Raw genomic sequence first — 16,734 nt, 5'->3', positions numbered from 1 at the left:
TTTATAGCAACCTATACAAATAGAAAAGCTCCGGATTGCTCCGGAGCTTTTCTTGTCCTAGTTTTACAGTGTTTTCACACTGAATATATATTACCTCATTTTTCGAAAAAAGGACAAGAATTAATCTTGCTTATTTTTCTAAAAGAATTATTCAGCTAACAATCCTTTTTTCAGTTCCTCAGTCGAGTTCTCCCATAAGACCGCGTTATGTGCACGTAAGAAATCGGCCAATACTTTTTTAGAAGGATCATCCATCACATCGACGATAATATGGCGTTTAAGTGATTTATCCATACGGTTGACATGCTCCGGCAAAGATTTGTAACCGCGGCGGATTTCACGATCCACGGTCATATAGCAAGCCGTCACACCGGCATAATAAGGGCCTTCCTCATTGCGGTCAATCGTCACCCAAACCAGCCAATATGGCTTGCCGTTTGGTACTTCTTCTTGATTTGCCAAAAATTTAATTCCTTTTTCCACCGCACTGCGGGCATGCATGGCGCCTATATCAATCTCCGCCTCGCCTGCCTCAATATCAATAAACACCGGCGATACATTATCAAGGCTTAAAGCCCCTTTGCCAAACCCTTTATGCCCGGCCATCGGGTCCGTTTTTTTAATAATATTAAAACCAAGCTTTTTCTTATTTTCTTCCATTGAAACAAGACCTCCTAAAAAAACAGTGTGTAATAGAAATTGCTTAATCCTTCCCTTACCCATGGGACAACGATGCTAAAAATAGGCTGAATTGTAAAGCGGTCAAGCGGGGTGATCACGAGAATTAAAAAGATTAGCATTCCGTATTGTTCATATTGTGTCATTTTCGCACGAACATGATGTGGCGCAAGGTCCTCTAGTATTCTGTAGCCATCGAGCGGCGGGAGCGGTATCAGATTAAAGATGAACAAAACGATGTTTAAATTTATAAAAATCATTAGAAATTCATCAAAATATGAAGAAGATGCAACACCGAAACGCATAAGGCCATAGCCGATAATAAAACCGAGCGAGGCTAGGATCAGATTCGAAAGAGGGCCTGCAGCGGAAACAAGAATGCCGGCAAGACGCGGTTTCTTAAAGTAAAAGCGGTTAACCGGTACTGGACGGGCCCAGCCAAATCCAGCAATAAAAATGAGAATCGTTCCGATCGGGTCAAGATGCTGAAGCGGATTTAGTGTCAAGCGGCCTTGCTTTTTGGCGGTATTGTCACCAAATTTATAGGCGACGTAGGCATGAGCAAATTCATGGAACGTGAAGGCAAAAATAAGGGTTATCGCCACATAGGGAATTAACCGCAGTGGATAGGCCAAGTGGAATCCGTCCATTTCATTTCTCCTTCCTTATTATAAACCGTTAAGATCAATGGCTAAACCGTAATTCATTTAAACCATTACTTCTGTATTTCTTTAAGTATACCTGATACCGCTTGTAAAAAGAAAATCAAATGTTCACTCTATATTGCACTTTTAGTTTGTTTGTGGAACACTACTAGTAGTTCAGTTAATAAGGAGGAAAGTATATGCCATATGTAACAGTTAAAATGCTTGAGGGCCGCAGCGAAGACCAAAAGCGCGCATTAGTCGAAAAAGTGACGGATGCCGTCAGCGAAACAACCGGTGCCCCAAAAGAAAAAATCACCGTGTTCATCGAAGAAATGAGCAAAAACCACTACGCAGTAGCCGGCGTACGCGCAAGCGATAAATAATGTAAACAGTGACAGGCACCATTTATTACCCGTTAATAGTAGAAATGGTGCCTGTCACCACTAAAAAACCGCCTGGGATCATGATTTATCGTCCCGGCGGTTTTTTTGAGCTTATTGAATTTTAGTTTTTAAGGTTTCAATGTATTGATAGGCTTCATCAACTTCAGCCATTGTATAGCGCTGACTGCTTTTTAAGGTAAACACCTTGTCCGCTACTTCTTCTTTTGGGAGATTATCAAAATATAAAACCGTGGAAACGAGCTCGAGGAATCTAGCATTCTGCTCATTCATATCATTAAAGCAATCCTCTAAACACGGCATCTCAACTTGGTTCAGGCTTAAAAACTCTTTCCCCGAATCTGTCAGCGTATAGCGATATTGGTAGTATCCGCCCTTTTTCTCTTTTACTTCATTTAGAAATCCCATATTACACAGCTCTTCTACTCTCGTCGTTAACTCCTCTGAATAGGGGCCGTAAAAATGAAACTGAAACCGCTCATGAAAAGGGAATTCTACCTTCTTCGCAATATAAATCATCTTCTGCAGCTTTTTTCTCCCAGTAATCTCACCAGAAACCATAATCGCCTGCATCAGCTTAGCATGATCTTTTAACAACATCGTCATCTCCTACTCCATCTAAACAGATCTCTATTGGTGTCAGGCACCAATTCTCATTTTTTAACTATGTTAAGATCTCTAATGGTGACAGGCACCATTTCTATTCCAAAAGGGCACGTATTTGCTTTTTTAGTTCACGTTGGGTGTGGTCAGAATCGTCTTCGAGAAAATCGGCTGGGTAGTAGAGTTTGTGGTCCGTTCTCCTCTTTCCTGAGATCGCATCAACAATTTCAGATTCACGGGAAAGCTCCCGTAATTCCCCATTCCCCATTAACAAATGAATTGGCAGCCGTTCTTCCTCCTCGCCAGGCCGGTAAAAGTCATAAGGCAAGTCCGACGATGAATCAACCACCAAGTAATATTCCGGGTCGATCCCTGCTTTAGCAAATAAAACCGTCAATTCCGCTAGCTTTTTATATTCCTTAGCAGGATCAAATTCAGCGTATTTAAACAGATTGCGATTAACGAAACGCCGGCAAAGGTCGCTTATAATCGGATCCTTCTCTTCCTGCCAAATCTGAAAATAATAAAAACACACAGACTCATCCAATTTTAAGTAGTCTTCTAATGTCACTTCCTCCTTGAAAAGAGAGGTGAAGTGGATTGGTTCCAGCTTAAATGAATAGTTATTCTCATATAAATACTTCGCTCGGTGGAGGATCTTCGTTAAAATCACTTCAGCGCTGCGGGAGACAGGGTGGAAGTATACCTGCCAGTACATTTGATAGCGGCTCATAATATAATCCTCAACCGCGTGCATGCCGCTTTTTTTAATGACAACCTGATCTTCTCTAGGGCGCATCACCCGTAAAATCCGTTCCATATCAAATTGACCGTAACTGACACCAGTAAAATAGGCATCACGCTGCAAGTAATCCATCCGATCGGCATCAATCTGACTGGAAATCATACTGACAACCAGCTTTTTCGCGCTTGTTTTGGCAATCACCTCAGCAACCTGCGCAGGGAAATCAGCGCCTACCTTTAGAAGTACCTTGTTGACTTCTGTATTTCCTAATATAATTGCCCGGGTTAAGTCTTCGTGGTCAAAATCAAATACTTTTTCAAAGGAGTGGGAAAATGGGCCGTGCCCTAGGTCGTGGAGGAGCGCCGCACATAGTGTGAGCAGGCGTTCGTCATCGTTCCATTCCGGTCTGCCCGCAAAGACGTCATCGATGATGCGGCGGACAATCTCATAAACTCCGAGAGAATGGTTAAATCTGCTGTGTTCTGCCCCATGAAAGGTTAAAAAAGTAGTGCCGAGCTGCTTGATCCGGCGCAGCCTCTGAAACTCTTTTGTTCCAATTAGATCCCAAATCACTCGGTCTCGAACATGGACATAGCGATGGACGGGGTCTTTAAACACTTTTTCTTCGGTTAACTTTTCAGCCGAATATTGCAATTGCATGGAATACCCCCTTCCCTTAACATACCTAACTTTCCTACCCGCCAACCGGCCAGTGTAATCATTACTCCTATTATATACCAAAAACCAACAAAATTCCGCAGGATTTTTCGACACCATGTCGGCTGCAAAATGAGTGCCTGTCACCATTTATAACACACATATATGACAAACGGTGACAGGCACCATAACAGCGACCAAGAAAAAGAAAAATCACCTGGGGTCTTGGGGACGTAGGTGATCATCTTATGTAGTCTATTTTCAGCCGCAGCTTTACTTAATTTTTTTATTTACCTTCTCCATTAATTCCTCTTCTGTTAGTGCAGCGACAGGGCGGTTATTAACGAAAGCAAAAGTCTTTTTCCGGCCGGGGCCGCAATAGGATTGGCAGCCAATTTTAATTTCAGCATCCGGATCCATTTCTTTCAATCGAGGGATCAATGTCTTTAAATTTACGGCCTGGCAATCATCGCAAACACGAAATTCATTTGACATTCCATCCACCCCTTTCTATCGACAATCTATTATCTACTCACTATTTTATCCAATTAACATCATTAGTAATTTTCCAAATCCAATTAACTTACATTCTGTCTAACTCCATAGGTCATTTTACAGGTTCTTTTTTTTCAATGCAAGCTGAAATCATTAGTAACTCTTGTCAAACCCCCTTAAATCTTTTAGTTAAAAAATCTACTATCCTTGTATTCATTTTGGTATAAACCTTGAAAAAATTGTCCATCCTAAGACTAGAACTTTAAAAACAAGTCAGTCAATGGAACTGACAAATTGGTAAAATTACTTAGGGAGTTGAATAATATGAAAGTTCGTCAAGATGCATGGACAGATGAAAATGACTTACTTTTAGCTGAAACCGTCCTTCGTCATGTAAGAGAAGGCAGCACACAGCTTAACGCTTTTGAGGAGGTTGGGGACAAGCTTAACCGCACTTCGGCCGCCTGTGGCTTCAGATGGAATGCCGTCGTCCGCCACCGCTATGAAAAAGCACTGCAATTAGCAAAAAAACAACGAAAACAAAGACAACGAGTGTTAGGCAAAGATCAAGGCGGCAAGAAAAAGCTGCTCTACAATCCGCCGGTCCCAGCTACAGATGAATTAGAAACACTGGCACCGCTTACTATTGAAATGCCAATGGAAACAATCGAAACAATTGAAACAATCGAAGAAATGCCAGATATGCAGACAGAAATCGCAGCCGAAACATATGTTAAACCAGCAGCAGCCGTCCAAACCTACCGAACCGCTGCACCAACTGGTGGACAACTTTCACTTGATTCTGTTATCTCCTATTTACAAAACTTTCATCATGCCAATCTGCAAAATGAAGCATTAAAAAGTGAGAATGAAAGATTGAAGAGAGAAATTGCTGAGTTAAGAAAGCAAAACGAGGAAATGGCAGCGAAAATAGAAGGGTTAGAACAAAATACGGAAACCATTCAAGAAGATTATGAAACACTGATGAAAATCATGAATCGAGCCCGTAAACTTGTCTTATTTGAAGAAGAGGAAAGACCCGCTACTAAATTCAAAATGGATCGTAACGGCAACCTCGAAAAAGTAGCCGAGTAAGCATCTTTCCAAGCGTCTAAGGGAGAAGAGGCAAAGCGCAGCAGCACTTAATATAGAAAGCCGTAAATCTATTGAATAGATCTACGGCTTTTATGTTATTAAACCAGCCACTTAACGATTGACCATCTCAGCAATTTTTTCATTGCGGTCAACGACACGTTGATAATACCCTGGAAACAAACCAAGCTCAAACTCATTCAACTGCCCTGCATACAAGTGTTCACTATTGGCCTTTAACTGTTTTAATAACCGCAGCATAACATCGGCAATCGTCATTTCAACACCGAGCAATTCCGCGAGCGAAGCCATTACCTCCGGAACCACCTCTGGATAAACAAATTTCGTTTGCTCCTCTTTTTTGGCCAGCTGATAAAATCCCCGAACTAACTCCGCCCGTCTTGCGCCGCTTCCATTTACGCACAAATAAATCTGAACGGCTACACCTCGTTTTAAACGCCGCTGTGAGATTCCCGCAAACTTTTTCCCGCCGATACTAAGGTCATAACTTCCCGGGCAATAAGAGCCGACAATTTCGCGCGCTTCAATGATCTGGGGAAAATCGGCAAACATCTGCCCTATCAGCTGCCACATTACCTCATAGCCGCGATTAATATCAATCCCTTTTTCCACCTCCGGAAAAACTAACGAGATATTGAGGACACCCTCATCGAGCACCACTGCTAACCCGCCGGAATTCCGGACAATTGGCTGATAGCCCTGCTCGGTCAAATAGTGGATGCCCTCCTGTAAAAATGGCAATCTCGTATCCTGGATCCCTAATACCAACGTATTATGATGCACCCATGTCCGGGCCGTTGCAGGTGCCTCACCTGCCCCGACAGATGCACATAGTGTATCGTCCGTTCCAAAAGATTGTAGTGCGTGAAAATGTATTCCAACCGCCGACTGGTCGATGATCCGCCATTCGTACTGGTGCAGTAAACCTTCCATTTTTGTAACTCCTTAATGGTTTAATAGGCTTATTTTATCAAAAAGAAGGGGAATTAAACAGCACGCCAGATTTGGACCCTAGAAAAAAGACCAGCCCTAGCTAGGACCAGCCCATTTCTTATTATAATCCTTGTGCCGCTGTAATTAACGCCAGCTTGTAGACATCTTCTTCATTACAGCCGCGTGATAGGTCATTTACCGGTGCATTTAAACCTTGTAAAATCGGACCTACTGCTTCAAATCCGCCTAAACGCTGGGCAATTTTATAGCCGATGTTTCCAGCTTCAAGGCTTGGGAAAATAAACACATTGGCATCGCCTTGCAGGACAGAACCAGGCGCCTTACTTTTAGCCACGGAAGGAACAAATGCGGCATCAAACTGGAATTCACCGTCCAAGACAAGTGACGCATCGCGGCGTTTTGCTTCTTCTACAGCCTGTGCAACCCGCTCCGTTTCCGGTGATTTAGCCGATCCTTTTGTCGAAAAGCTTAACATCGCAATCCGCGGCTCGATATCAAACATTTCCGCCGTCTTCGCACTCTCAATGGCAATTTCCGCTAAATCATTGCTGTCCGGTGCAATATTGATCGCACAATCGGCAAATACATACTTCTCATCTTCACGAACCATAATGAACACACCAGACGTCTTCTTCACGCCTGCTTTTGTTTTAATGATTTGCAATGCAGGGCGAACCGTATCAGCCGTTGAATGAGCCGCACCGCTGACAAGACCGTGTGCTTTATTTAAATACACGAGCATTGTTCCGAAATAGTTTTCGTCGAGCAAAATTTTGCGGGCATCTTCTTCCGTTGCTTTCCCCTTACGACGGTCCACAAATGCTGCTACTAATTCTTCCATGCCGGCATATGATGCGGGGTCATAAATTTCTGCAGCATCAACAGACACGCCTACCTCTTTAGCTTTTGCCTGTACTTGCTCAATGTTACCAACCAAAATTGGCGTGATTAAATTCTCCTCAGCCAAACGGCTGGCTGCGCGAATAATCCGTTCATCCAATCCTTCAGGAAACACAATTCGCAAATTCTTTCCAGAAATCTTCTGTTTTAATCCTTCGAATAAATCACTCACTACAATAATCCTCCCTTAAAAAAGCTACCTCTACTAGCATACTTTACCAAGATAAAATTTCAAGCAATGTAAGTCACAGGCAGCGGTTTCACGAAAAAGTTTTTGTTTTCAAAAAATTACACTCACCTTCTTACTATTTACCCTTCTTTATTAAAATATCCACTTCTCTGAATATAGAGTTTTATTAAGGCGGCATTTGGTCAAACTATGATATAGTTAAGATTGGTAATAAGCAGAATGATTATTTAGGAGTGATTATAATGAGTGAAGCAGCACAGACGCTTGATGGCTGGTATTGCCTTCATGATTTCCGCACTGTTGATTGGACAACTTGGAAAATGCTTTCAAGTGATGAGCGCGAGGCCGCGATTCACGAGTTTTTAAGTCTTGTTGAAAAATGGAACGAGACACAGGAACGCAAAGAAGGCAGCCATGCTTTATATACGATCGTCGGTCAGAAAGCCGATTTTATGATGATGATCCTTCGTCCAACGATGGAGGAGTTAAACGAAATTGAGACTCAATTCAATAAAACAAAATTAGCGGAATTCACCCTTCCAGCTCATTCCTATGTATCTGTAGTTGAGCTGAGTAACTATCTTCCAGCAGGTGAAGATCCCTACCAAAACCCGCAAATCCTTGCACGTCTTTACCCAACATTGCCAAAAGCTAAGCATGTCTGCTTCTATCCAATGGACAAGCGCCGCCAAGGCAATGATAACTGGTACATGCTGCCGATGGAAGAGCGCCGCAGCATGATGCGCAGCCATGGTATGATCGGCCGTACATATGCCGGGAAAGTAAAACAAATCATCACTGGTTCGGTTGGTTTCGATGACTACGAATGGGGTGTTACCCTATTCGCAGAAGACGTGCTTCAGTTTAAAAAGCTCGTTTATGAAATGCGTTTTGATGAAGTCAGCGCCCGCTATGGTGAATTTGGCGCCTTCTTCGTCGGCAATCTGCTAGAAGAAGAACAAGTACCACGCTTCCTCCACGTTTAATTTTTTTGCTGTGTTAAACGACACTGTTGTTTTTTACCCTGTTGATTGGAGTGGAAGGCGCTGGACTCCTGCGGGAATACGGTGCCGGAGAGCGAGTGCCTGTAACGGAAATCAACAGCCTTATATAGCACAGCCAATTTTTTAAAAAGTTCTCGAGCTCATGCTTCGAGAACTTTTTTCTGTTTTATCCTCCTGTTCATTCAGTCATATTTAATACCTTATCCTCATACTATTTTAACAGCGAGTCTAAAATGAAGCTCCGAAAGTCTCATCAAAAAGAGGTGAGAAAAGAGCCGAAAACACTGTCACCATTTTAGGTTCAATGGAGTATGAATACAAATGTTAGGTCATTCGTCTAGTTGTACTAATGATTAATGAATTTTTTATAGGAGGGAAAAAGATGAGTCAATATTACAATCCACAAGGATTTCAGCCTTATACAGGGGCAGCGGGACAGCAAGGTGCACAACCGATGACAGGCGGGCAAGGTTTCATGCCTGGCCAGCAAGGCTTCCAACAACCCTTTCCGCAGCCTGGAGTTGGAGGCATGCCAACACCACCTGCTCAGGGATCTGGAGCAGCTCCTGGGATGCTGCCAATCGAGCAGTCCTACATCGAAAATATTCTTCGCTTAAACAAAGGAAAATTAGTAAGCGTATTTGCAACCTTTGAAGGTAACAATCAGTGGAATGCCAAAGAGTTTAAAGGGATCATTGAAGCGGCCGGCCGCGACCACGTCATCTTAAGTGACCCTCAGGTCGGCACTCGCTACCTGATTCCAATGGTTGCGGTTGACTATATTACCTTCTCTGAAGAAATTGAGTATGAATATCCATTTGCCGGCGGTCCATCATTGGGTACTTATCCACCTCGATAATTAAAGGTGTGAAAAAAAGGCATTGGGCCTCTCTCCCAATGCCTTTTTGCTATTAAAAATTTTTCACTGCTCCAACAATCATTAATACCCAGGCTGCCAAAAAGCAAACACCGCCGATCGGTGTAATCGCTCCTAAGACGCCAACCTTCGTTAAGCTCAAAAGATACAAGCTGCCACTGAAGAAAATAATCCCAACCAGCATTAGCCATCCGGACCAATTAAAAAGAGAGCTCATTGGTACTTTACCCAGTAGCATAGCAATAATTAGAATTCCAGTCGCATGAAACATTTGATAGGTTACACCCGTTTTCCAAATCTCTAAATAGTGGGCATCGAGTCTGTCCTTAAGTCCATGTGCACCAAATGCTCCAAGTGCTACCGCTAAAAAGGCGTTAATCGCCCCAACAATAATAAATACTTTCATAGCCAATCTCCCCCATCTTAAAAATCAAATAGTGAATCCCCGTTTGCTTCCTCTTCCATTTCGAGCTTTTTCGGCTGCTGTAAGGACGAGCCTTGCTGAAATACTTGTTGATTCATTAATGGCTGTTGATAGACCTGCTTGGTGACGGCCGGCTGAATCGTAGCTGCAGCAGGCTTCACACTAGCTTGCTTTTCATCCAGGATGAGTTCGCATAATATTTTAATAGAGTAAATCTTTTCCCTTAATGTTTCTTCCTTAGCACTTGTTTTAGCTAATTTCAATTCATTCTCTATTCTAGCCAGTAATTTCTCAACCGATATATTCATGTGTGACACCTCTATATTCAATCTCTTATTTATTCTACATGATTATCGTCTATTTTACGAAAAAATAGACCTGTTTCGTTAATCGACATGTTTCACGTGAAACATGTCGATTAGTATGATAGGAGATGCCTTAATGAGATGAATTGGAAGGTTATTTTCATTTTTTTGTAGAATAAAAAGTGGTTTTCGTAGAATCCGTCCCACTCGTGTAGAATCCATCTTCATTTTTGTAGAATCCCCTTCACAAGACTAAAAAAAACCGAACCACCCCGGTCCGGATCCCCATTTAACCTAATATTCGTTGATAGATCGACTTAGCGTGAGTCAAATCCTTCGTTCCATGGATGAGCGCGCGGCCATCTTGAAAGATAACTATCCGTTCCGTCCCCATTTCCACCGATATCAAGTAAGGATTTCCTTTCACCTGGTAACCCGCCGAACTAAGTTGTCCCGCAATTTTCTCCAGTGAAACATCACCATAGCTTGACGGGCGGATTTGGACGGTATCGCGGCCGCACAGCACACTCGTCTTTGTCCTGTTTTCTTGGTCCAAATAAGGATAAGTCCGCTCCTCACCGCAGGACAAGCAGCCGGCAAACTTCGCTTTTGACATTTTTAAGCTTGTGTATTGATTTCGCCATAAATCAAAGCTGACAAACGTTGTCCGGACTGCCTCCCAATCCTCGACCAGTATCTTCAAAGCTTCAGCCGTTTGATGGGCAATCACCATTTGCACAGCGGGTGAAATAATACCGCCCGTGTCACAGGTCATCCCCTGAAGCGGAATCGTACGGAGCAAACAATTCAAACAAGGTGTTTTCCCGGGAATAATCGAAAAACTCATCCCAAAGCTGCCGACACAGGCTCCATAAATCCACGGAATCTGGTATTTCTGCGCTACATCATTCATCAGCATCCGGGTTTCAAAATTATCGGTCGCATCCATCATTAAATCAACCTCTACAACCAAATCTTCCAGCATTTCCGGAGTAGCGTCACCAATGATGCCCCGTATTTCTACATCTGAATTAATAGCCCGCAGCCGTTTTTCCGCTGCAGCCGCTTTTGGCAATTTTTCGGCCACATCTTCTTCTGTATACAGCTGCTGGCGCTGAAGATTGCTCTCCTCAACGTAATCTCTATCAACAATGGTTACTTTTCCAACTCCGGCCCGCGTCAGAATCTCAGCACTCCCAGAGCCTAATGCACCGGCCCCGATGATCAGGACGTGCTTTTGGCTGAGCCTTGCTTGTCCTTCCCTGCCGATTCCCGAAAAAAGAACTTGCCGTGAATACCGTTCGTTCATACTTTTTCCCCCTTGATAAGAAAAACCCGCCACTTGGCGAGCTTATCCTAGATCAACCTGTCTAATCAACCGCCGCTCACCGGTGGAATGAAGGCAATCTCATCCCCTTCACGGATTACCTCCTCATTGGAGGCAAACTCTTCATTGATGGCAGTCATGATTGTATCCATCCGCGGTAAATCATATTTAGCAGCTAGTTCTGTCTTCAATTCAGCAACCGTTTTACCGTCCGCCTTAAGCAACAAGAACTCCTCACCGACCACATCACGCAAATGCGCAAAGAACAAGACCTTATTCATCTAAATCACCTGCCTCGGGTTTGCCGCTGGGATAGGCAACCGTTTCAAGCTGGTTTCCCATCCAGGCTTCGCCATCCTCCCAATGTTCCTTCTTCCAGATTGGGACGATTTCTTTAATTCGTTCTATTGCATAGCGATTGGCTTCATAGGCATCCGCGCGGTGCGGCGTCGAAACAGCGATGACAATTGCCACATCGGTAATATCTAACCGGCCGACGCGGTGCGTGATCGCCGCCTTTGATCCTTCCCAGCGCTCTTCAATTTCCCGGCCAATCTGCTCCAGCTTTTTTACGGCCATTGCTTCATAAGCATCATAGATTAAAAACAGAGTTTTCCTGCCCTTTGTCAGTTCCCGGACAGTTCCGATAAAGGTGGTAATCGCACCGGCTTCCCGTTGGATTACTTTATCAATTACCGCTTGTATATCAATCGGATCCTTGGAGATTTCATACATCTTCATTCTTCCACCTCTTCTGTCAAACGCTTGGGCACGGCATTCTCCACCACCTGATAGCCGCCAATTTTTTCAACCTGCTCTATAAAGGCAGGTGATTGGATGATGTCAATGAGCTGCCGGCCGCTGTCACTTTCATAAAACTCCCGCTTCATCACTAAGTCATATTCTTCATCTGCGACCGGAATAAAGTCCAGCCCCATTGCCTTTGCTGCCGGATAGATGCCCAGCCCCGCACCACGAGCGTCACCTTTCACTTCTGCCGCTACCGCTAGATGGGAGAACATTTCGCGGTCATAACCGGTAATCTCCTCAGGGCTGAGGCCTGCTTCCTCTAATAGTAAATCAAACAAAATCCGGGTGCCTGCCCCTTTTTGCCGGTTCACAAAGTTAGCGCCTGCGCGGACTAAATCGGTGACGTTTCCGATTTCAAGAGGATTGCCTTGTTGCAAAATCCAGCCTTGCTTCCTTTTTAAAAAAGGATAGAGGATGACGTCTTGACCTGCTAATAGTTTATTTACGTATGATATATTGTACTGTTTTGTACTTGGATCTAGCAAATGAATGCCCGCTACGTGGGCCTCGCCTTTTCGTATCGCCATAATGCCGGCCATGCTGCCAACGTGGGAGGAGACGATTTTCAGCTCTGTCCGTGCTCGTTTCAGTTGGGATGATAACAGATCGATGGTTAGGTCATGGCTGCCGCTAAAGACGATCGCATTTTTGATTTCTTCGAGCGGCCGTAATAGTTCAACATCAGCTGTCTCGCCTTGTTCATAGCCGCTGATGTGAGGCGGGACGATTAACATGGCGTCAGCCCTTACATAGGACATCGTTACTCCTGCTGCCCGGGTAAGTGGGTTGGCGGCAAATTGTCCATTCACATAGCCGATATTCATTCGGATAAAGTCCTCTGCTCCCATCGAAGAGACGATGCGGCGGCCAAGCTTGACCGTGAGGGTTTGCCGCTTTGGAACAGGAATCCCTAAATACCTACAGATTAATGGCTGCACAAACCACTCCAGTGCCAAGTAGGCAGAGACGGGATAGCCTGGAACACCGACGACAATTTTGCCGTTTATTTTCCCTAATATAACAGGCTTACCTGGCCGTGCGGCGACCCCATGGGTAAACACCTCACCAATTTCAGAAATGATGTGAACAGTAAAGTCCTTTCGTCCTGCTGAAGAGCCAGCATTGATCACAATCATATCGGAGGTTTCCGCTGCCTCTAACAGCACTTCTTTAATCTTCTCCGGTTCGTCCTTAACGATGCGGTGCAGACGCGGCTCGCCGCCCCAATCCTTAATAAACCCCGCAAAAACCGTACCGTTAAACTCAATAATTTTTCCCGGTGATAAATCAGAATGGGCTTCCACTAATTCATTACCCGTCGGAATAATGGTGACCACAGGCTTCTTTACAACAGGTACCGTTAGCTGCTGTGCCGCCAGCAGCACGCCTAAATCCGCGGGTCTGAGCGTATGTCCTTGCGGAAACAACATCTCTTCTTGAACAATATCCTCGCCAATCGGACGGATATGCTGCCAAGGAGTGGCTGGTTCAATAATTTCAATTGTTTCATCATCAACGATATGAACATGCTCAATCATAATCACAGCATTAAAGGGCGCAGGAATGGCGTTTCCTGTATCAACAAAGCAAAATTGTTCACCCATCTTAAGTATGAGCGGATTTTGTTCGTGTGCCTGGTACGTACTTTCAGCAATTACAGCAATTCCATCCATTGCGGAGGCATGGTAATGCGGCATTGAGACATGGGCAAAGATTGGCTCGGCGGTCACACGGCCTAAGGCATCCGACGCTTTCATCCAGTCTATTTCAGGGGTCTGTTGAAAGGCTGCAAGAATTTCTTCTCTTGCTTCCGCACGGGGTTTATCTTCTAAATAGATTTTACGTTTATACTGTTTCTGTTCCATTGACTTTGACCCCTTACCTTGATGGAATCACAGGAACCCATTCGCCCTGTGAAACTCCTTCTTTTTCTGAACTAATCTCGACGATCCCATCGCTTTTAACCAATGTCGTAATTAAGCCAGATTTGCCAATAATCGGCTCAGCCCACCATTCGCCTTCTTTGTCTAACAGACGGACGCGGATAAAATCGGCCCGGCCCATGGAAGATGGAATATTTTTTGTTATTTTTGCAAAGATCCGCTCCGGCTTCCGTTCGTTCGTTTCTCCTTTTAGCTTGCGGAGAATACGTTCACCGAACAGCTTAAAAATAATCATCGCGCTCGCGGGGTGTCCCGGCAGGCCAATGACGGGCTTTCCATTTGCTAAGGCTAGAATCGTAGGTTTTCCCGGCTTAATGCTGATCCCGTGGACGAACACTCCCGGTTCTCCTAACGATTGGATGACATCTGTTGTATAGTCTTTCGCTCCAACCGAGCTGCCGCCTGAAAGAATTAAACAATCAACCTCATCATAAAGGGCGCGTGCACGTTCGCGAAACTCATCAAAATCATCACGGACAATCCCGCCGTATACCGCATCAACATTCCATTCCCGGGCAAGTCCGGCAATCGTTAAATAGTTGATATCGCGGATTTGCCCTTCCTGCAATGTTTCTGTTTGGTATGGGACGATTTCATCACCGGAAGACAGATAGCCGACCTTTACTTTTCTAAAAACCGGCACATGGGTGACTCCTAATGAGGCGAGCGCCCCTAATTCCTGGGGCCTAAGCTTTGTTCCGCTTGTGAGAAGGATTTCACCTGCTTTAATATCTTCACCGGCACGAATCACATTTTCTAAAGGAGCAATCTGCTTGTACGTATTGAGAAGTGAATCCACATCCTCGCAGTGTTCAATCATAATCACGCTGTCGCTTCCCTTGGGGAGCATGCCGCCTGTCGGAACGTAAACAGCGCTGCCTGGAGTTACTTCTACCGTTGGAACTTCCCCCATTTTTACTTCACCGGCAACGGTTAAAAAGCCGGGCATGGTTTCAGAGGAACCATATGTATCCTTGGCACGGACGGCATATCCATCGACAGTTGAACGGTCAAAGCTCGGTACATTTTCCTTAGCAGCCACCGGACTCGCTAATATATAATGGAGCGCACGAGAGAGCTCCCTTACCTCGATTTGCTCCATCGCCGGAATTTTTTCATCTATCAAGGTAAATGTTTCTTCAACTGTTTTGACTTTGAAAAATTGCATGGTTCCCTTACTCCCCCTAGATATTTCTACATGTTTGAAAAATCGGACTCTGCCCTCTTTTTGGCCTCTTCATATTCTGCTGGGGAATTCATATTAAAAAAGACTTGATCTAACCCCATTTGACTATAGGTTTCTAATTCTTTTTCGGTTAAGTAGAGCACGTTTAGGTGGTCGAGCAGATGCTTCATCCGCAGTTGTCCTACTTGAATTTGTCTCTCTACAACGGCAGCGGTTTGCTTTTTAAAAACTGAAAATAACGGATGCTGTTTACCATGGATGACGGGTATGACCGCATCATAGTACAGGGCGTTGTTAACCAGAGCTTCAGCCAGCTCTCCCGACAGAAACGGCATATCACAGGCGACAATCAAATTGAGATCGTAGTCTGACGCGGTAAGGCCTGCATGCACGCCTGCAAGCGGCCCTCTGCCGGGATATTGGTCTGGGATCATCCGCACCCCTAAAAATTCATATTGTTCAGAATCATTTGTTACTAGAATTATATCATCAAAAAGAAGTTTTAGCTTATCTGCTATTCTTTCAATATTCGTTTTTTCATTGATTTTCAGCAGGGCTTTGTTTGTGCCCATCCGGCTGGATTGCCCGCCTGCTAAAATAATCGCTGCAGCTTTCATTTATAAAAGCACCTTCTTAATTTGTCTCTTTCTTTTCCCCGACGGAGTTATATCCATTTTCCTGAGCAACAATATCGAGATGAATGGTATTAAGGTCTAATATTGCCACCGACGGTTTTGTAATATATTGTCTGCTATCAATTATTTTAATATAGCCGTTACATTCCTCGCAAACTTGAATTTTCGAGGTGACATCGCCTTCAATTTCTAAAAAATAAATTGTGTGATGATCTTCATTGCCGCAGTGTGAGCACTCCAACCGTCTTGCAGGCCAATGAGCAAGACAGCGCGGACAGTGGATGACTTTTTTTCCATCCTCATCAATGGCTGCTAATCTAACAGGTTCACCGCAAACTGGGCAGCCTGCACCCGGGACGGCATGGTCACTTGCAGGCTGAACCTTTTCCGCGATTAGCTGCAAATATGGCCGCAGGGCTGTTTCGGCAAGGAAATGTGGGATCCATTCTTCAAGCTTATTTTCCTCTGCATAGGCCGTAAAATATAGATGATTGAGTGCAAAGGCTTCTTCAATCCAGCTGATTGCTGTTTCCTCAGTGAGCAAGGTACTAATGCGGGAAAGCTTCGATTCTAACTCAGGATTGTTGCTTACAAGCAAGGCGGTAACCTCCTCTATCCACTGTAAAAATAGTGAAATTTCAAAATCAATAGCCGTTAAAGCGGCTGCAGGGACCCCTGCCTCCATGGCTGCTTTATCAAGGTTTGGTCTGATGGTTTCCGGGTCAAGCTGCAGCTTCCATTGTTCTTGTAGCTTGACAATCCCTTTTTGCAGTTCCTGGTATTCCTTTGAAACAACGGATTTTATCATCTTTAGCACACCTCTTATTTTCATCTTAACTG

At 44.3% G+C, this 16,734-nt stretch carries 20 protein-coding genes; 4 read left to right on the top strand and 16 right to left on the bottom strand.

Annotation, left to right across the window (positions count from 1 at the left end):
- Positions 1-147: 147 nt before the first annotated feature.
- Together ACZ9EE_RS16790 and ACZ9EE_RS16785 are read right to left on the bottom strand one after the other, a co-directional pair.
- Positions 148-660: a YwhD family protein gene (locus ACZ9EE_RS16790; RefSeq protein WP_476028741.1), complete on the bottom strand. Its 513-nt coding sequence runs from the start codon at positions 658-660 to the stop codon at positions 148-150.
- Positions 661-674: 14 nt separating this feature from the next.
- Positions 675-1,328 (bottom strand): site-2 protease family protein, encoded by a 654-nt coding sequence (locus ACZ9EE_RS16785; RefSeq protein ID WP_476028739.1) that lies wholly within the window; start codon positions 1,326-1,328, stop codon positions 675-677.
- A gap of 194 nt (positions 1,329-1,522) precedes the next feature.
- On the opposite strand from ACZ9EE_RS16785, the gene ACZ9EE_RS16780 reads away from it, so the two are divergent.
- Positions 1,523-1,708 (top strand): 2-hydroxymuconate tautomerase, encoded by a 186-nt coding sequence (locus tag ACZ9EE_RS16780; RefSeq protein WP_144566071.1) that lies wholly within the window; start codon positions 1,523-1,525, stop codon positions 1,706-1,708.
- A gap of 111 nt (positions 1,709-1,819) precedes the next feature.
- Here the strand turns inward: ACZ9EE_RS16780 and ACZ9EE_RS16775 are convergent, their stop codons facing one another.
- The 3 genes from ACZ9EE_RS16775 to ACZ9EE_RS16765 all read right to left on the bottom strand — a co-directional run bounded on the left by ACZ9EE_RS16775 (position 1,820) and on the right by ACZ9EE_RS16765 (position 4,226).
- Positions 1,820-2,323: a YwgA family protein gene (locus ACZ9EE_RS16775; RefSeq protein ID WP_476032984.1), complete on the bottom strand. Its 504-nt coding sequence runs from the start codon at positions 2,321-2,323 to the stop codon at positions 1,820-1,822.
- Positions 2,324-2,426: 103 nt separating this feature from the next.
- Positions 2,427-3,734 carry an HD domain-containing protein gene (locus tag ACZ9EE_RS16770; protein WP_476028737.1) on the bottom strand — a complete coding sequence of 436 codons (1,308 nt, stop codon included), beginning with the start codon at positions 3,732-3,734 and terminating at the stop codon, positions 2,427-2,429.
- Between the two features lie 270 nt (positions 3,735-4,004).
- Positions 4,005-4,226, bottom strand: coding sequence for a YuzB family protein (locus tag ACZ9EE_RS16765; RefSeq protein ID WP_160724467.1), 222 nt, complete (start codon positions 4,224-4,226; stop codon positions 4,005-4,007).
- A 324-nt stretch (positions 4,227-4,550) separates the two neighbouring features.
- Between ACZ9EE_RS16765 and ACZ9EE_RS16760 the strand changes: the two genes are divergently transcribed.
- Positions 4,551-5,321, top strand: coding sequence for an RsfA family transcriptional regulator (locus ACZ9EE_RS16760; RefSeq protein ID WP_476028734.1), 771 nt, complete (start codon positions 4,551-4,553; stop codon positions 5,319-5,321).
- Positions 5,322-5,432: 111 nt separating this feature from the next.
- Here the strand turns inward: ACZ9EE_RS16760 and lipL are convergent, their stop codons facing one another.
- Entirely contained in the window at positions 5,433-6,272 is an 840-nt protein-coding gene (gene lipL, locus ACZ9EE_RS16755) for an octanoyl-[GcvH]:protein N-octanoyltransferase (protein ID WP_476028732.1), read from the bottom strand.
- Between the two features lie 121 nt (positions 6,273-6,393).
- Complete coding sequence (gene pta / locus ACZ9EE_RS16750) at positions 6,394-7,365, bottom strand: phosphate acetyltransferase (protein ID WP_476028730.1); 972 nt, start codon at positions 7,363-7,365, stop codon at positions 6,394-6,396.
- 260 nt (positions 7,366-7,625) lie between these two features.
- Here pta and hemQ point away from each other — a divergent pair, with 260 nt between their 5' ends.
- Together hemQ and gerQ are read left to right on the top strand one after the other, a co-directional pair.
- Positions 7,626-8,369 carry a hydrogen peroxide-dependent heme synthase gene (hemQ, locus tag ACZ9EE_RS16745; protein WP_476028728.1) on the top strand — a complete coding sequence of 248 codons (744 nt, stop codon included), beginning with the start codon at positions 7,626-7,628 and terminating at the stop codon, positions 8,367-8,369.
- Positions 8,370-8,769: 400 nt separating this feature from the next.
- The gene (gerQ, locus tag ACZ9EE_RS16740; protein ID WP_476028726.1) at positions 8,770-9,246 is read left to right on the top strand and encodes a spore coat protein GerQ; all 477 of its coding nucleotides are present in this window, start codon (positions 8,770-8,772) and stop codon (positions 9,244-9,246) included.
- 52 nt (positions 9,247-9,298) lie between these two features.
- On the opposite strand, the gene ACZ9EE_RS16735 is transcribed toward gerQ, so the two are convergent.
- The 9 genes from ACZ9EE_RS16735 to ACZ9EE_RS16695 form a co-directional block, all read right to left on the bottom strand.
- Positions 9,299-9,670 (bottom strand): DUF423 domain-containing protein, encoded by a 372-nt coding sequence (locus tag ACZ9EE_RS16735; RefSeq protein WP_476028724.1) that lies wholly within the window; start codon positions 9,668-9,670, stop codon positions 9,299-9,301.
- A 17-nt stretch (positions 9,671-9,687) separates the two neighbouring features.
- The gene (locus ACZ9EE_RS16730) at positions 9,688-9,996 is read right to left on the bottom strand and encodes a YwdI family protein (RefSeq protein WP_476028722.1); all 309 of its coding nucleotides are present in this window, start codon (positions 9,994-9,996) and stop codon (positions 9,688-9,690) included.
- Positions 9,997-10,282: 286 nt separating this feature from the next.
- Positions 10,283-11,302: a thiazole biosynthesis adenylyltransferase ThiF gene (locus tag ACZ9EE_RS16725; protein ID WP_476028720.1), complete on the bottom strand. Its 1,020-nt coding sequence runs from the start codon at positions 11,300-11,302 to the stop codon at positions 10,283-10,285.
- 65 nt (positions 11,303-11,367) lie between these two features.
- On the bottom strand, positions 11,368-11,601 hold the full coding sequence (gene moaD, locus ACZ9EE_RS16720) for a molybdopterin converting factor subunit 1 (protein ID WP_476028718.1): 234 nt from the start codon (positions 11,599-11,601) through the stop codon (positions 11,368-11,370).
- Entirely contained in the window at positions 11,594-12,061 is a 468-nt protein-coding gene (locus ACZ9EE_RS16715; protein ID WP_476028717.1) for a molybdenum cofactor biosynthesis protein MoaE, read from the bottom strand. The genes moaD and ACZ9EE_RS16715 overlap by 8 nt, the downstream gene beginning before the upstream one ends.
- The gene (locus tag ACZ9EE_RS16710; RefSeq protein WP_476028715.1) at positions 12,058-13,995 is read right to left on the bottom strand and encodes a molybdopterin biosynthesis protein; all 1,938 of its coding nucleotides are present in this window, start codon (positions 13,993-13,995) and stop codon (positions 12,058-12,060) included. Before ACZ9EE_RS16710 ends, ACZ9EE_RS16715 begins: the two co-directional genes overlap by 4 nt.
- Before the next feature lie 13 nt (positions 13,996-14,008).
- Positions 14,009-15,241 carry a molybdopterin molybdotransferase MoeA gene (locus ACZ9EE_RS16705; RefSeq protein WP_476028713.1) on the bottom strand — a complete coding sequence of 411 codons (1,233 nt, stop codon included), beginning with the start codon at positions 15,239-15,241 and terminating at the stop codon, positions 14,009-14,011.
- A gap of 26 nt (positions 15,242-15,267) precedes the next feature.
- A complete protein-coding gene (gene mobA, locus ACZ9EE_RS16700) occupies positions 15,268-15,876 on the bottom strand; it encodes a molybdenum cofactor guanylyltransferase (RefSeq protein WP_476028711.1) in 609 nt (202 codons plus the stop codon).
- A 16-nt stretch (positions 15,877-15,892) separates the two neighbouring features.
- Positions 15,893-16,702 carry a formate dehydrogenase accessory protein FdhE gene (locus tag ACZ9EE_RS16695; protein ID WP_476028709.1) on the bottom strand — a complete coding sequence of 270 codons (810 nt, stop codon included), beginning with the start codon at positions 16,700-16,702 and terminating at the stop codon, positions 15,893-15,895.
- Positions 16,703-16,734: the final 32 nt, after the last annotated feature.

This window comes from Bacillus sp. URHA0034, assembly GCF_056280405.1.
Note: the sequence above shows the minus strand (reverse complement) of the source record. Positions and strands in the feature narration are given on the sequence as shown.

Bases quoted from the DNA above. Each gene is read 5' to 3' on its own strand.
- ACZ9EE_RS16790 (WP_476028741.1), bottom strand. From the start codon at position 660: ATGGAAGAAAATAAGAAAAAGCTTGGTTTTAATATTATTAAAAAAACG.
- ACZ9EE_RS16785 (WP_476028739.1), bottom strand. From the start codon at position 1,328: ATGGACGGATTCCACTTGGCCTATCCACTGCGGTTAATTCCCTATGTG.
- ACZ9EE_RS16780 (WP_144566071.1), top strand. From the start codon at position 1,523: ATGCCATATGTAACAGTTAAAATGCTTGAGGGCCGCAGCGAAGACCAA.
- ACZ9EE_RS16770 (WP_476028737.1), bottom strand. From the start codon at position 3,734: ATGCAATTGCAATATTCGGCTGAAAAGTTAACCGAAGAAAAAGTGTTT.
- ACZ9EE_RS16765 (WP_160724467.1), bottom strand. From the start codon at position 4,226: ATGTCAAATGAATTTCGTGTTTGCGATGATTGCCAGGCCGTAAATTTA.
- ACZ9EE_RS16760 (WP_476028734.1), top strand. From the start codon at position 4,551: ATGAAAGTTCGTCAAGATGCATGGACAGATGAAAATGACTTACTTTTA.
- lipL (WP_476028732.1), bottom strand. From the start codon at position 6,272: ATGGAAGGTTTACTGCACCAGTACGAATGGCGGATCATCGACCAGTCG.
- hemQ (WP_476028728.1), top strand. From the start codon at position 7,626: ATGAGTGAAGCAGCACAGACGCTTGATGGCTGGTATTGCCTTCATGAT.
- gerQ (WP_476028726.1), top strand. From the start codon at position 8,770: ATGAGTCAATATTACAATCCACAAGGATTTCAGCCTTATACAGGGGCA.
- ACZ9EE_RS16735 (WP_476028724.1), bottom strand. From the start codon at position 9,670: ATGAAAGTATTTATTATTGTTGGGGCGATTAACGCCTTTTTAGCGGTA.
- ACZ9EE_RS16730 (WP_476028722.1), bottom strand. From the start codon at position 9,996: ATGAATATATCGGTTGAGAAATTACTGGCTAGAATAGAGAATGAATTG.
- ACZ9EE_RS16725 (WP_476028720.1), bottom strand. From the start codon at position 11,302: ATGAACGAACGGTATTCACGGCAAGTTCTTTTTTCGGGAATCGGCAGG.
- moaD (WP_476028718.1), bottom strand. From the start codon at position 11,601: ATGAATAAGGTCTTGTTCTTTGCGCATTTGCGTGATGTGGTCGGTGAG.
- ACZ9EE_RS16715 (WP_476028717.1), bottom strand. From the start codon at position 12,061: ATGAAGATGTATGAAATCTCCAAGGATCCGATTGATATACAAGCGGTA.
- ACZ9EE_RS16710 (WP_476028715.1), bottom strand. From the start codon at position 13,995: ATGGAACAGAAACAGTATAAACGTAAAATCTATTTAGAAGATAAACCC.
- ACZ9EE_RS16705 (WP_476028713.1), bottom strand. From the start codon at position 15,241: ATGCAATTTTTCAAAGTCAAAACAGTTGAAGAAACATTTACCTTGATA.
- mobA (WP_476028711.1), bottom strand. From the start codon at position 15,876: ATGAAAGCTGCAGCGATTATTTTAGCAGGCGGGCAATCCAGCCGGATG.
- ACZ9EE_RS16695 (WP_476028709.1), bottom strand. From the start codon at position 16,702: ATGATAAAATCCGTTGTTTCAAAGGAATACCAGGAACTGCAAAAAGGG.